The organism is Halohasta litorea, from assembly GCF_024494645.1.
Lineage (GTDB): Archaea > Halobacteriota > Halobacteria > Halobacteriales > Haloferacaceae > Halohasta > Halohasta litorea.
Genome location: NZ_JANHDJ010000007.1, coordinates 1 through 13,296 on the forward strand (window position 1 = coordinate 1; position 13,296 = coordinate 13,296).

Annotated in this window: 11 protein-coding genes and 1 rRNA gene; 4 read left to right on the forward strand and 8 right to left on the reverse strand. The window is 62.3% G+C overall.

What is annotated here, in order from left to right; all coding sequences use genetic code 11:
• Together NO877_RS15520 and NO877_RS15525 are read right to left on the reverse strand one after the other, a co-directional pair.
• A 16S ribosomal RNA gene (locus tag NO877_RS15520) occupies positions 1 to 89 on the reverse strand; the annotation flags it as partial.
• Positions 90 to 833: 744 nt separating this feature from the next.
• On the reverse strand, positions 834 to 1,142 hold the full coding sequence (locus NO877_RS15525; RefSeq protein ID WP_256397261.1) for a non-histone chromosomal MC1 family protein: 309 nt from the start codon (positions 1,140 to 1,142) through the stop codon (positions 834 to 836).
• A 237-nt stretch (positions 1,143 to 1,379) separates the two neighbouring features.
• Here NO877_RS15525 and NO877_RS15530 point away from each other — a divergent pair, with 237 nt between their 5' ends.
• From NO877_RS15530 to NO877_RS15540, 3 genes are all read left to right on the forward strand, one after another.
• The gene (locus NO877_RS15530) at positions 1,380 to 1,577 is read left to right on the forward strand and encodes a hypothetical protein (RefSeq protein ID WP_256397540.1); all 198 of its coding nucleotides are present in this window, start codon (positions 1,380 to 1,382) and stop codon (positions 1,575 to 1,577) included.
• A 56-nt stretch (positions 1,578 to 1,633) separates the two neighbouring features.
• Positions 1,634 to 2,692 carry a quinone-dependent dihydroorotate dehydrogenase gene (locus NO877_RS15535; protein ID WP_256397262.1) on the forward strand — a complete coding sequence of 353 codons (1,059 nt, stop codon included), beginning with the start codon at positions 1,634 to 1,636 and terminating at the stop codon, positions 2,690 to 2,692.
• A 105-nt stretch (positions 2,693 to 2,797) separates the two neighbouring features.
• The gene (locus tag NO877_RS15540; RefSeq protein WP_256397263.1) at positions 2,798 to 3,376 is read left to right on the forward strand and encodes a DUF8121 family protein; all 579 of its coding nucleotides are present in this window, start codon (positions 2,798 to 2,800) and stop codon (positions 3,374 to 3,376) included.
• A 52-nt stretch (positions 3,377 to 3,428) separates the two neighbouring features.
• On the opposite strand, the gene NO877_RS15545 is transcribed toward NO877_RS15540, so the two are convergent.
• Positions 3,429 to 3,761, reverse strand: a complete 333-nt coding sequence (locus NO877_RS15545; RefSeq protein WP_256397264.1) for a cupin domain-containing protein — start codon at positions 3,759 to 3,761, stop codon at positions 3,429 to 3,431.
• A gap of 52 nt (positions 3,762 to 3,813) precedes the next feature.
• Positions 3,814 to 6,486: a valine--tRNA ligase gene (locus NO877_RS15550; RefSeq protein ID WP_256397265.1), complete on the reverse strand. Its 2,673-nt coding sequence runs from the start codon at positions 6,484 to 6,486 to the stop codon at positions 3,814 to 3,816.
• 130 nt (positions 6,487 to 6,616) lie between these two features.
• Here NO877_RS15550 and NO877_RS19825 point away from each other — a divergent pair, with 130 nt between their 5' ends.
• Positions 6,617 to 8,347: a sensor histidine kinase gene (locus NO877_RS19825; RefSeq protein WP_256397266.1), complete on the forward strand. Its 1,731-nt coding sequence runs from the start codon at positions 6,617 to 6,619 to the stop codon at positions 8,345 to 8,347.
• Here the strand turns inward: NO877_RS19825 and NO877_RS15560 are convergent, their stop codons facing one another.
• The 4 genes from NO877_RS15560 to pheS form a co-directional block, all read right to left on the reverse strand.
• Positions 8,348 to 9,361: an AIR synthase family protein gene (locus tag NO877_RS15560; protein ID WP_256397267.1), complete on the reverse strand. Its 1,014-nt coding sequence runs from the start codon at positions 9,359 to 9,361 to the stop codon at positions 8,348 to 8,350.
• Positions 9,362 to 9,410: 49 nt separating this feature from the next.
• Positions 9,411 to 9,830 carry a DUF1648 domain-containing protein gene (locus NO877_RS15565; RefSeq protein ID WP_256397268.1) on the reverse strand — a complete coding sequence of 140 codons (420 nt, stop codon included), beginning with the start codon at positions 9,828 to 9,830 and terminating at the stop codon, positions 9,411 to 9,413.
• 102 nt (positions 9,831 to 9,932) lie between these two features.
• Positions 9,933 to 11,681 (reverse strand): phenylalanine--tRNA ligase subunit beta, encoded by a 1,749-nt coding sequence (gene pheT, locus NO877_RS15570; protein ID WP_256397269.1) that lies wholly within the window; start codon positions 11,679 to 11,681, stop codon positions 9,933 to 9,935.
• Positions 11,681 to 13,186, reverse strand: a complete 1,506-nt coding sequence (gene pheS / locus NO877_RS15575; RefSeq protein ID WP_256397270.1) for a phenylalanine--tRNA ligase subunit alpha — start codon at positions 13,184 to 13,186, stop codon at positions 11,681 to 11,683. Before pheS ends, pheT begins: the two co-directional genes overlap by 1 nt.
• Between the last annotated feature and the right edge of the window lie 110 nt (positions 13,187 to 13,296).

Here is a 13,296-nt window from a genome sequence, read left to right on the forward strand (position 1 = left end):
GAGCTATCTGCCACGAGTCTAAACTCGTGCGACTAGCATGGCTAAATCGAATCCCAATAGCAATGTCCTCCGGCAGGATCAACCGGAATGTTCCCCCATCAGAGATGAGGGGGTGGCGGGAACAATCCATCAGAGATGGATTGGTCACCAAAATGTGTCTCATTGCATGGTCCGAGTTCGGCGTCCACCGAGCGATCGGGTGACACCGAACTACCAAGGCTAACGTCGGATCCCATCTGTACGGCGTACCGCAGGGGCGGGATCCCCATTTCTTCGGATTAGATCGAACGCGACTGACGGGTATAAACCCGTCGAACTCGACTCGGTGTGAGTCGAACGGCGTTGATCTGCTCCACGAGTGCCGACCGAGTTGAACGGTCGGGCAGTCCCGTGTGTTGTCTGTTGCATTCCATCCGAATGCCCTCGCACATATAAGGGCATCGTCTTGGGATGGCCGCCGTCGGGCGATTCCGACGGCGGGTGTCGTCCGGGAGTGCCCCGTGCGACCTTCGCATTACATCGAATGCCGGGTTGATACTTAACCCCGTCGAAGGAAAGCCGCCACGTCATGCGGTTTCATGCCGTGTGGGGCAGTATACATACCGTACTCAAACAACAGGATAGCAAGTGGAAGCGACTCAGTGGAAAAACAGTCGACACACGCGGCTACGTGCGTAGAATGTAACGCGGCAGGAGATCGAACGGTCATCCCTTGCTTTCACAGCCGGTCCCGTCGGGTGAATAGCCGCGCAGATGGGACTCATAGCAGAAGAGACTAAACAGTATCGGAGCCACGAGACGCCACGAAAATAGTCAGCCCGGTCGACCGGTCGTCACTCCTCGAGATGCTCGATACCCTGCTTGGAGACGTTGGCCTCCGTGATCTCCTCTGGCATCCAGTCGGGCTTGTTGTCCGGAGCCGTCTCGTGCCAGGCCCACCCCTCATAGATATGGACCTTGTCGGTGCCCTTCTCGCGGAGTTCGAGGTCGACACGGTCGGCGTCGTCCTCCGACGGAGCTGGTTCGAGGCGACGGGCCGCCTTCAGTGCAGCCTGTCGGGGCGTGTTTCCGGAAAACACACTTTCTTCTGCGCCATCATCGTCGCGGAGTGCGAAATTGCGCTTACCATCTTCTCGTACCATGGTTTTACTCACCATGGCAACCGAGTACATGGTCTAATATAAATATATCGGGGAAATGAGTACTTTTCAGCCAAACATTTAAATAGTATCGTACTCCCGTCCGCCGGTTGGGTGGTAGTTTATCGGTGACAACGGATGGTTCGGACGGCAAACGGAGTACCGCGCGGTCCCGAGGCGTGAGAATCGGTAAACAACACTTATGTAGTCGGTGTGGCGAAGTGGAGACAGACACCCGCGATGGTTCGCAAAAAAAAGCTCAGCCCGAGTGGTGCGAAAGACGACGACGGCGAGTACCACAACGTTCACGTCAACCTACACGAAGACGAACTCGCAGTTGCTGGTATGAGTATCGGTGATGAAGTGTTCGTCCGCGTGCGTGACGGGAAGATAATCATCCAGAAAGCGGACCCCGACGACGTCGAACACGACTTTTAGCCCTCCCGCTCGACGCTTCGGGAAGTTGATTGCGGTGGAATCGCTCACACCACATAATGCGTCCTTACAGTCTCGCAAAGCCGGTTTTGTTCTCCCTCCCGCCGGAAACGGCCCATCGAACGGTGCATACTGCCCTTCGAGCAGTACAGCGAACACCGATCGTCGACCTCCTGCGCCGACAGTATACAGTCGCTAACCCACGGCTAGCGACCACTGTCTTCGGGCTCGACTTCCCGAACCCGGTCGGCGTTGCCGCAGGGTTCGACAAGAACGCCGAAATCCCACGCGTCCTGGAAGCCCTCGGCTTCGGCCACGTCGAGATCGGCGGCGTCACCGCCGAGCGGCAGCCGGGCAACCCCAAGCCACGGATGTTCCGACTCCCCGAAGACGGCGCGCTTATCAATCGGATGGGATTCAACAACGAGGGAGCCGACCGGATCGGCCGACGGCTCGATAGCGAACCCCAGCCCGACGTGCCGCTCGGTGTCAACATCGGCAAATCGAAGTCGACACCGCTCGAAGCGGCAGCCGACGACTACCTGTATACCTACGAGCGCGTGGCCGAGGCGGGCGACTACTTCGCGGTCAACGTCTCGAGTCCCAACACGCCCGGCCTCCGCTCGCTCCAGGACCGCGACTCGCTCGAAGCGATCCTCGGCACGCTGAAAGACGCCGGAGCGCGACCCCTGCTGGTCAAACTCTCGCCGGACCTCGCCCGACCGGCGATCGAAGACGCGCTGGCGGTCGTCGAGGACCTCGGCCTCGACGGCGTCATTGCGACCAACACGACGACGAGCCGGCCCGACTCGCTGCAGAACCCGAACAAGGCCGAAACGGGAGGCCTCTCGGGGAAACCGATCGAGGGCGAGGCGACCGACCTCATTCGGTTTATCGCCGAACGGACCGACACACCCATCATTGGCGTCGGCGGGATCAGCGATGCCGAAGGGGCATACGAGAAGATCCGCGCGGGTGCGAGTATCGTCCAGCTCTACACCGGCCTCGTCTTCGAGGGACCAGCGCTCGCACGCGATATTAATCGAGGGCTCCTGGAGCTCCTGGACCGAGACGGATTCGACTCCATCGAAGAGGCCGTCGGCGTCGACCTGCAATAGCCGGCAGCGGCAGTGTCACGATACGGTCGACGCCGAGCGTGTTCGAATCGAAACCCGCGTTTGAGCCTCCACAATCTATTTTTAAAACAGATCGGGAGTGATGGTATGAACAGACGGCAGTTCCTCGCGACGACCGCGATACCGGTCGGGATCACGACTGCTGGGTGTGCGGCCAATACTGGCCGGACCGTAGAACTCGAAGCCGAAACCGAACGGCAGGACGACGGCCAGCAAAACGAGACGTACCTCGTCTACCGGCACGACAGCGAGGAAGTCCGCGTTGTCGGGTTCAATCAGGGATCGTTCCCGCAGTCACTGGACGACCGGTTCGGGTTCGGGATGTTCATCGAGTACGACGAGTCGACGACACTGGAGTCGTTCCGGTTCGACCTCCGCGCACCGCCGACCGGCGAACCCGCCGACATCTACCTCGCCTCCCCAACCGGAGCGGTGTGGCCGAATCTGACGTACGGACGGGTCGATGGTGAGGGGTCGGCACGGATCGCACTGTCGGACGCACCGGATGTCACCGACGAAACGGTGTTTATCAACACCTTCGTCGACCCGAACACCGCCCCGGTCGAACAGATCGCGATCGACCTCGAACTGGAACTCACTGCGCCGGACGGTCCTGCGACCTATCGCGCGGAGACGACCACCACGTTCGAACCAGAGACGCGATGAGGACCGTAGACAGCAAATCGGTCGGCGTCGAAATCGAGCAACGAGACCGACGTTACTCCGGTTTGTATGCATCTAACGGCGGTGAAAACGCATCGAGCACGTCGCATGATGTTTTGGCGTAGACGCTGTGGACGGTTCCCGGTGGAATGACGTACGAATCACCGGGGCCGACAGTCGTGTCGTACTCGCCGCGAAGTTCGAGCTGTCCATCGATGACGTAGCTCGCCTGAACGGTGTCAGCGTGGCTATGGAGTTCCCCTTCATCGCCCGCATTCAGTGAGTAATGAACCAGCATCATCCGGTCGGTATACCCCAGCACACGCCGCTGGCCACCGCTCTCGAACTCGTCGATTTGCGCCGGGTCGTCCCACGTGTAGACTCCCATACCCATACACGTGTAAAACTGCCAATAAAAAACTGCTGCCGGAGCCGCGAGCCTACACGTCGGAGACGATCACGATCGCGTCGCCAGCCTCCAGCATCTCGCCCTCGCCGACGTACTGGCGTTCCCGGTGGACCTCGAAGAGGTCAGCACCGAGTTTTTCGCCCGCAACGTGGAGTTCGTCCGCTACCAGTTCGTACTCGCCGGAGTCGATCCCGGCTTCGAGATCCGGCACCTGGGAGCCGTACTCCGGGCCGACTTTCGAGTAGTCGAGTTTGATCTCCGTAATGACGGATTCGATCTCGGGTTCGGAATCCAGGACCGTGAGATCCTCGACGTGCATCACGCCGCGGATGTCCTCAACGAAGTCCTCGATGGGGCCGTAGACGTCCACACTGCCGAGTTCGGCGTTGAGCGGGAGCTGGCGGTCGCTTTTGTACTTCCGGAGCGCCGAGACGACCGCCATCGCGGCGGTGCCACCCTCGCGGTCGGCCTCGATTCCGAGAGGGTCGGGCCAGTCGGTGTGGTGAATGCTTGTCTCGCTGTCGTACATATCCCGGTACAGTTCCTCGGAGACGTGGGCCAGCTGCGGGGCGAACAGTTTGAGGAACCGTTTGTGCGCGATGCGCAGCGTGTAAGCCGCCGACTGGTCACCACCGTCGTCGAGTCGCTGTTTGGCGATTTCGAGGTAGTCGTCACAGAAGGTCCCCCAGAAGAACGTCCGCAGGTCGTCGCGGGCCTTCGAGAACTCGCGGTTTTCGAGGTAGTCGGCAGTCCGCTCGATCGTCGCGTCGAGTTCGGCCAACAGCCAGCGGTCGATCCCTGCCAGCTCGTCGGGCCGGTCGACCACTTCAGGCGCGAGTGACTCGACGAGCTTCGAGGCGTTCCAGAGTTTCCGAATCAGTTTCTCGCCCGCGCGCAGGCCCTTCTCCTGGTAGGGCAGATCGTCGCCGATAGCGCTTCCGGCAGCCCAAAAGCGGGCGGCGTCGACCGGGTACTCCTCTAAGACGGCGTCGGGGTCGACGACGTTGCCCTTCGATTTGGACATCTTCTCGCGGTTTTCGTCGAGCACCATCCCGTTGATCATCGTCGCATCGAACGGCACCTCACCGGTGTGTTCGTAGCACTTGATGATGGTGTGGAACAACCAAAAGGAAATGATGTCGTGGCCCTGCGGCCGGAGATCCATCGGGTAGATCTCGGGGCGTTCCATCGTGAACTCGTCATTCTCCTCGTCCCAGTCCCAGCCCGCATTGATAAGGGGCGTCAGCGAGGAGGTCGCCCACGTGTCGAAGACGTCCTGTTCGGGGACGAACTCGTCGTGGCCGCACTCGGGACAGGTCTCTACTGGCGGCTCGTCCGAGAGGGGGTCCACAGGGAGGTCAGCCTTGTCGGCCATGACCTCGTGGTCGCAGTCCGCACAGTACCAGACCGGGAACGGGATGCCCGAGGAGCGCTGGCGGGAGATACACCAGTCCCATTCGAGCCCATCGATCCAATGTTGGTAGCGGGTAAACATCTTCTCGGGGAACCACTCCATCTCCCGCCCGGCTTCGAGGTACTCCTCCCGTTTGTCGAGGACGTCGACGTACCACTGCTCGGTGACACGGTACTCGACAGGGACGTCGTCGCGCTCGTGGACCTGGACGACGTGTTGGATGTCGCGGCGGTCCCGGAGTTGGCCCGCGGCGTCGATATCCTCGACGATAGCCTCGCGGGCCTCGTGGGTGCTCATCCCCTCGTAGTCGCCCGCGAGATCGGTCATTGTCCCCGACTCGTCGATGGCAACCCGGAGATCGAGATCGTGGGCCTGGTACCACTCGATGTCGGTCTGGTCGCCGAAGGTACAGCACATCACGACGCCCGTTCCTTTCTCCATGTCGACGCGGTCGTCCTCGTAGATCGGGACCTCGTGGCCGAAGACGGGCACTTTCGCAGTGCCGCCGACGAGGTGGGCGTTGCGGTCGTCCTCTGGGTGGACGAACATCGAGACACACGCGGGGATGAGTTCGGGTCGGGTCGTCGAGATGACGATGTCGTCGCCCGGCTCGGTTGCGGTCTCGTACTCGTAGTCGTCATCGTGGACGGCATCGCCGGTCGGCTCACCACCGCTCTCGACGAGTTCGAAGGCGATGTCGTTGAAGTAGGAATCCTCTTCGAGATCCTCGGTTTCGACCTGTGAGATCGCCGTTTCGCACTCCGGACACCAGATCGCGGGAGCCTTCTGGCGGTACTCGCGGCCCTGCTCGTAGAGATCGATAAAGGAGAGCTGGGAGACACGCTGGACCTCGGGGGAGATCGTCTGGTAGGTGTTGTTCCAGTCGATGGAGATCCCCATCGCCTGCATCTTCTCGGTAAAGCCCTCCTCGTACTCCGCACAGACTTCGCGGCACTTCTGTTGGAACTCGTAGCGCTCGAAGTCCTGGTGGCGGATATCGAGTTCCGACTCGGTCAGGCGCTCGGAGGCGATCCCGTTGTCGTCGTAGCCGAACGGATAGAAGACATCGTTGCCCTGCATGCGCTCGAAGCGAGCGACGATGTCCTGGAGGATCGTCCCATAGACGTGGCCCCAGTGGAGGTTTCCTGATACTGTCGGCGGTGGGGTATCGATAGAAAAGGTGGTGTTCGGATCGGTCGAGGCCTCGGGATACGCATACGTTTCGTCGTCGACCCACTGCTGTTGCCATTTCGGCTCGACAGCGTCCGGATCGTACTCTCCATCGGGCATTAGTCGGCGAAAGACGCCGGGGGGACTAATGTTAATCGGCTCGGGAATCGCCCAGTGGATCGAACGGCCGCTATCAGCGCTGATACTCCGCCCACGGCCTTTATTTAAGCGTGCATGAAACCGGATCGCAGTGGCAGTATCCGTTCCGTGGCCCGCGGTCGGCTCGTTCGTCGCCGGAGTGATTTCGATCTTCTTTCTGCGGTATCTCTGGCCCTATCGGGACGAGAAGGGGGCGAATTACTTTATGGGCGTTATCGGCTGTGTCACCCTCTGGACGGTCTCCTACGGCCTCGCGCTGCTGGTGTTCGAACCGACGCTGCGGTTCGCCTTCGAGATCCCGATCTGGCTCGGGCTCAACGGGAGTGCCGTCTTCTTTCTGGCGTTCGCTTTCGAGTACACGGGTCGCACGCAGGCAGTCGAGTCGCCGCTAATGCGGGGGCTCGTCGGTTTTCAACTGTTTACGACGGCACTCGTGGCGACGAATCCGATCCACGGGCTCGTCTGGAGCGAGTACAGCATCGAGCCGGTCGCCGGGGTTGCTGGCGTTGCGGTGACAAACGAGCCGTTGCTGTTCGCGATCCTCCTGATAACCGGGATGATCACGACCGCCGGGATCGTGCTGTTGGCCGACGCGTTCGCAAGCTACGGCCCGTTGTATCGGTACCAAACGCTTGCGATCGCCGTCTCGCCGATTCCGGTTTTCGCAGGAATCGTCCTCTGGGCCGTTCAGATCGGACCGGTTCCGGAGCTCAACCTCGCGCCCCTGTTGTTTCCGGTCCACCTCGGCCTGGATATGTATGCCTTCTTCCGCCGGAACATGTTCGAACTCACGCCTGCGGCCCGACGGGCGGGCGACCAGACCGCCATTGACGATCTCGGCATCGGCGTGGTGATCGTCGACGACGACGCACAGATCATCAACCTCAACGAGACGGCCGCAGAGATATTCGACCACGACAAGCGGACTCTGCTGGGTGCGCCGCTCGACAGCATCTGCCCCGAAATCGATCTCTCGGCCACCGGCCAGCGGATGCAGCGGCGCGGCGAGCGACGACAACGGGAGTATGCGGTCTCGCTGTCGGAGATTTCGGATTCGGGTGGGAATCCTGTGGGCCATACGGTGACGCTCCAGGACATCACGACCGAACGGCAGCGGGAACAACGACTAGCGGTTCTCAACCGTGTGCTCCGGCACAACCTTCGGAACGACCTCAACGTCGCCAGCGGCTACCTCGATATCGTCCGCGAACGGACCGACAGCGAGCAGGTGAAAGACATGTTGGGTGTCGCCGCGAGAAACGTCGAGGGCGTGCTCGAACTCGGAGAGAAGGCCCGGTCGGTCGAGCGGACACTCAACGCCGACGAGCTGGGGACCGAGCCCGTGGAAATCGCGCCACTGGTCGACGATATCGCCACGAGCCTCACGGAGGACCACGGCGGGACAGTCGACAACCGCGTTCCGACCGATCTCGCCATCGAGACGAACCCCCAACTGCTCCGCAGCCTGTTCGCCAACCTCATCGAAAACGGACTCGAACACAGCGAAACGAACAAACCGGCAGTGACGGTCGACGTGGTCGTCGACTGCCACAGCGCGAGGTTCGATATCCGTGACAACGGGCCGGGGATTCCGGCACACGAACTGGATGTGATCGACGAGGGCGAAGAGACGGATCTCGAACACGGCAGCGGGATCGGGCTGTGGCTGGTCACATGGGCGAGCACCGCCCTCGGCGGCAGCGTCTCGTTCGACACTGGCGAGGACGGAACGACGGTGACGGTGACCCTGCCGGATGTCGTCGAGTCGGCAGTCGACGGTGAAACGGACTCGACTGCCGAGAGGCAGCCACCGGCGAGCTGATCAGGAATCGGCCTCAAGCAACGCCTCATACACCGGCCACGAGGAGTCACCCGCAGGCGGGCGAGTCCGCTCGCCGTCGCGGATGACGCCGGAGCCCGCCTCGACTCCACCGATCACAGCCGCGGTCGTCCCACGACCGCGGAGCCTGCTCAGCACCGCGTCAGTGGACGCGGAATCGACCGCGACAAGCAGCGAGCCGGAGCTGGTCGCGGTCCACGGCTCCATCCCGAGAGCATCACAGAGCCGCAGGACATCGGGATCGGTCGGGACGTGCTCGGAGCCGACCGAAAACTGGACGCCTGCACCGGCAGCCATCTCGTGGAGCGCACCGAGCAGGCCGCCTTCGGTTACGTCGTGGACCGCGGTCACGCCGCTGGCGTCGGCCGCCGCGAGCGCGTCCCGAACCCCATCGAGATCGTCGAGGCGGACCGCAACACGGTCGACAACACTCTGCTCGCAGTCGATCTGCTCGGGAAACAGCGAGGCGAACAAGGAGGCGGCTTCGACCGCCGGGCCGGTCGTGAGCACGAGGTCGTCGCCCGGCCGCGAGCCGTCCGGTCGGATGATCTCGTCGTGGTCGCCGACTGCCATCGCCGTCGCACCGCCGACCCACGGGAACGAACAGCCCTCATAGCGGGCGGTGTGGCCGGTGACGATATCGACGCCGAGGTCGGTACACTCGTCGTGGATCGCTCCCCAGACGGTGGCGAACTCGTCGTCGGTCAGTTCCGGCGGGAGAGAGAAACTGATAGCGAGATGTGAGGGCGAGAGACCCGAGACCGCCACGTCTGCGAGAACGATCCGGACCGCGAAGCGCCCCGCGCGCTCGAAGCCGAGGTCGGGGAGGATCGAGACGGGATCAGTGGCGACTGCGAGTGCGGTGCCGTCGACGTCGATCACGCCGAAATCGACACCGTGTTTCGGGCCGATCCGCACGTCCGAGCGGTCGGCTCCGAGCCGTGGGGCGATCTGTGAGTGGAAGAACTCCCGTGGTATCTTTCCCGTCTGCGGCATTTAAATAATAACGAGGGGCGACTGGTTTGGATGTGTCGACAGCTGTGTGCTACGAAATCGAGCTGCCCCGCTCGCGAACGATCACGTAGCCGACGAGGGCGACGGCCCACAGCAGGATGCCGAGAGTCACGAGATCGGAGGGGATCGGATAGCCGAGGTTCCACGCGAGCACGAGGATATGAAGCGCCGCAAGGAGCCCCATGGTGCTGAGTGTGGTTACCGAGGCCACGTGGGGGTCCTCAGGCGGGTCGACCCGAAACCCACCTCGAAGCACAGCCAGCGTCAACAGCATGATCGCCGGAAGCAAAAACACGGCAAGAGGTTTCGAAACGTAGGTATTCGGCTCCCAAGCCAGCGAGAAGTGGATCACCATTTCGGCTGGCAGGCGGGGCCAGACGGCCACCCCAGCGGCGGCAGTCACCGCGATGAGACCGAGGCTGCTGATCGTCGCATGACGACGAGACAACATACCCGGCACTGGTGTCGTGTGGAAAAATAAATCGTTGGGAGAGTCAAATCGAGTTACAACCCATAAAAAATACGACCGAAATCGCAATCGGTCGGAGCTGTTCTACTGAAGCGCGTCGAGGCGGAGTTCGAACGCCGCAACCGGCAGTTCCAGGTCATGGTTGACCAAGACCTGTGGATGGATCTCGCCGATCACACCCACTGTGTCCCCGTCGACGACCACGTCGGCGACTCGTCCATTTATAAAGGACGGATGCTCGGTGGCGGGCGTTTCGAGGGTCGCATCGAAGTCCGCACAGAGCGCGGCCAGCCGCGCCTTGGCGTCCTCGTAGGTCGCGTCGTGGCGGGCGATGACTGCACCGATCGACCGCCACTCGGCGACATTGGTGTTTTCGGACTCGTCTACCTCGGCAGCCAGCCCGATCTCCGCTAGCTCCTGGGGATAGGCTCGATGGGTGTTGTTTTCGAGGACCAGCAACAACGACGGCAGCACCCAACTCCGGAGTTGGGTGTAGTCCTCACTGTAGGGACCGGTGATCTCGACGGGGTCGCCCGCGCCAACAACGTCAGTACCGGGCTCGATGCCGAGTCGGTCGTAGTTGGCCTCGCCCGAAATTATATGGAAGTTCAGCAGGTCCTCGAAGCCGAGGCCGACGAGGCTCGCGCGGGCAGCGTCTTCGAGGCGGGTGCGCTCGTGTCGACCGCCCACCGTCCCCACGTCGGGATACCGCGGCTCCAATTCGTTGAAGCCGTAGGCCCGGCCCAGATCGTCGATCAAGTCCATCGGATGGAGCACGTCGACCCGGTAGGGCGGGATTTCGACCTCGTAGACCGTTCCGTCGGCATCGGCCGAGTCATCGACCGACGCCGAGAGGCCCGATCGTTCGAAGAGATCCAGGACAGTATGCTGGTCGAGGTCGACGCCCAGAACGGTCTCGATACGATCGTGACTCAGGTGTTTGGTGCGAACCGAGAAGTCCGGGCGGACCAGATTCGGGCCGTATTCGTCGTCGGCCCCCTTGGCGTCGTCGTACTCGATGTCGACGTCCTCGATGGTGCCGCCGCGTGCGGAGAGCGCATAGCAGATGACGTTGCAGATGTGGTCGATCGTCCACTGGTCGGTGCCGGTGAGTTCGATCAACAGATCCCGTGATTCGGCTTCGACTTCCGTGCGGCGGCCGTTGATCACCGGCGGGAACGAAAACAGCCCGAGTTGGTCGTAGATCGCCGGATACCGATCGAAGCCATCCAGGAGGTCGGCGTACGTCGTGCCGGTCTCATGGCGGTCGAGCACTTCGGCGGGCGTCATCTCCTCGTCGGCGTCGAGGGGGACGAAGCTGTCACCCTCGGGGTCGACACCTCGATAGGTGATCGAGGGGCCACCCTCGTCGGCGTCGTAGGCCTGGCCCTTCACCATCGTCAGGTCGTGAATCCCGATGGCGGCCTTCGCGCGTTTGCGACCCATCGTCGCGTGGAGCTTTTCTTGCAGTTGAATCAGCGAATCCAGTGCATCCTCGGAGAGGTTCACGTCGCGGACGATCGCACCGGTGACGTAGGGGCGCTCGTCGGGGACGCTTTCGTCGACGTGGAACGTCCAGTCGGCGTCGTTGGTGTCGGGGACGTACAGCCCGCGGTCGTCGCCGTACTGGTAGCGGAGCGACCGGGCGACCCCCTCGACAGAGAGGCGGTCGAGGCGGTCGGGCGCGAATTCGAGCTGCATCATGCCCTCCTCGGTCTCGCCTTCGTATTCGAGCCCGAGGTTGAACAGGTCGTCTTTCAGTTCGTCGTCGCTCTTTTCGTCGTGGGCAGTCAACTCGCGGAGTTCGTCAGGGTCAACGTCGACAACAGGCATTAGTAGACCACCTCGGTTTCCCGCAGCAGTTCGAGATCACACAGCGTCCCGTGGACGTCCCGAATGTCTTCGAAGCCATACATCAACATGAGCAGGCGTTCGAGGGCGAGCCCCCATGCCATCACGTCACACTCGATCCCAAGCGGTTCGAGCACTTCGGGCCGGAACATCCCCGAGTTCCCGATCTCGACGAGCTCGCCCGTGGTTGGATGCGTCCCAAAGAGCTCGAAGGACGGCTCCGTGTAGGGGTTGTAGTGGGGTTTGAACTGGATATCGGTGATTCCGAACTGGTTATAAAACTCCTCGAAGGTCCCCATCAGGTCACGGACCGAGAGGTCCTCGGCCATCACCCAGCCCTCGATCTGGAAGAACTCAAGCAAGTGGGTCGGGTCAAGCGTGTCGTTGCGGTAGACTTTCTCGACCGAGAAGTACCGCTGTGGCGGCTCGATGTCCGCGCCAGCGAAGCCCGATAGATACCGCATTGATAAGGAAGTCGTGTGGCCCCGGAGGGCGACGGCTTCGGCGAAGTCGCGGCTCCAGGGTGAATGATACCCCTCGCCGTCCTCGCCGACGCCCTCGCGGTGGGCCGACTCGACGCGATCGACGAGTTGGTCGGGGAGCTCCTGGATCGGCGGCACGTCGAGGGCGAACCGATCCCAATGCGTGCGCGCGGGGTGATCTTGCGGCATGAACAAGCAATCGTTGATCCAGAAGTCGGCGTCGGCGTGGGGACCTTCCATCTCGTCGAACCCCATCCCGACCAGCACGTCCTTCACGCGGTCGGCGGTCTGCCGGAGGATGTGTTTGCGGCCACCCTCGACGCTCGGCGCGTCGGCTGCGACGTTGTACTCGGCGAACTCCACGTCCTGCCAGTCGCCACTGGTGAGCATCTCGGGGGTAAGGCGGTCGACCGTCTCCGCGGCCTCGATCCCCTCCATCAGCGCAGTGACGGCCTTCTCGGTGAGTGTGACCTTCCGAACGGTGCGTTCGCTTTGCTCGACCAACTCGCGGCGTTCGAGCTGGTCCAGGAGATCGGTGTCGTCGACCGGCTCGCCTGCCGCGAGCGTTTCGAGTGCGGAAGCCTCGGGATCGCTGTCGGGATCAGCATCCGGGTCGGCAGTCACCTCGCCGGAGTCGATCGAGCCGTAGCCCTTGCGCGCAAAATTGGAGAGCGCGATGTCGACCTGTGGGCCGCCGAGGCCCGAGGCCCCGATGAGCTGGCCCATCGAGACGGGCTTGTCGTCGGCTCCGGCCTCGATGGCAGCCTTATAAAGGCGCACTTCGGGGAGGCCGTCGTCGAGATACTCGTGGGCCTCCTCGGTGAGCTCGGCGCTGGTGTCGGTTGTTTCGTCGACGGTCACGAGGCCTTCGTCGCGGAGGTCGAAGGCCGCGCGAGTGACGGCGGCGGGGTCGAGGTCGGTCTCGTCGGCCAGCCGGTCGACGGCGGTCGGGTCTGTCGCGCTGGCGGCTTCTAACACCGCGAGTTGTGAGTCCGGGAGTCGCATCGCTTGTTGGAGGGAATGAGACGGGTCGACAGTTAGCGTTTGCGAAGACGAGAAGCGAGTACAACTCGAAGACTCGGTCGTGGAGTTTCTGTAAATTTTTCAATAGGTAG

Excerpts from the sequence above, each read along its gene's own strand:
- NO877_RS15525 (WP_256397261.1), bottom strand. The coding sequence starts at position 1,142 with ATGGTACGAGAAGATGGTAAGCGCAATTTCGCACTCCGCGACGATGAT.
- NO877_RS15530 (WP_256397540.1), top strand. The coding sequence starts at position 1,380 with ATGGTTCGCAAAAAAAAGCTCAGCCCGAGTGGTGCGAAAGACGACGAC.
- NO877_RS15535 (WP_256397262.1), top strand. The coding sequence starts at position 1,634 with ATGCGTCCTTACAGTCTCGCAAAGCCGGTTTTGTTCTCCCTCCCGCCG.
- NO877_RS15540 (WP_256397263.1), top strand. The coding sequence starts at position 2,798 with ATGAACAGACGGCAGTTCCTCGCGACGACCGCGATACCGGTCGGGATC.
- NO877_RS15545 (WP_256397264.1), bottom strand. The coding sequence starts at position 3,761 with ATGGGAGTCTACACGTGGGACGACCCGGCGCAAATCGACGAGTTCGAG.
- NO877_RS15550 (WP_256397265.1), bottom strand. The coding sequence starts at position 6,486 with ATGCCCGATGGAGAGTACGATCCGGACGCTGTCGAGCCGAAATGGCAA.
- NO877_RS15560 (WP_256397267.1), bottom strand. The coding sequence starts at position 9,361 with ATGCCGCAGACGGGAAAGATACCACGGGAGTTCTTCCACTCACAGATC.
- NO877_RS15565 (WP_256397268.1), bottom strand. The coding sequence starts at position 9,830 with ATGTTGTCTCGTCGTCATGCGACGATCAGCAGCCTCGGTCTCATCGCG.
- pheT (WP_256397269.1), bottom strand. The coding sequence starts at position 11,681 with ATGCCTGTTGTCGACGTTGACCCTGACGAACTCCGCGAGTTGACTGCC.
- pheS (WP_256397270.1), bottom strand. The coding sequence starts at position 13,186 with ATGCGACTCCCGGACTCACAACTCGCGGTGTTAGAAGCCGCCAGCGCG.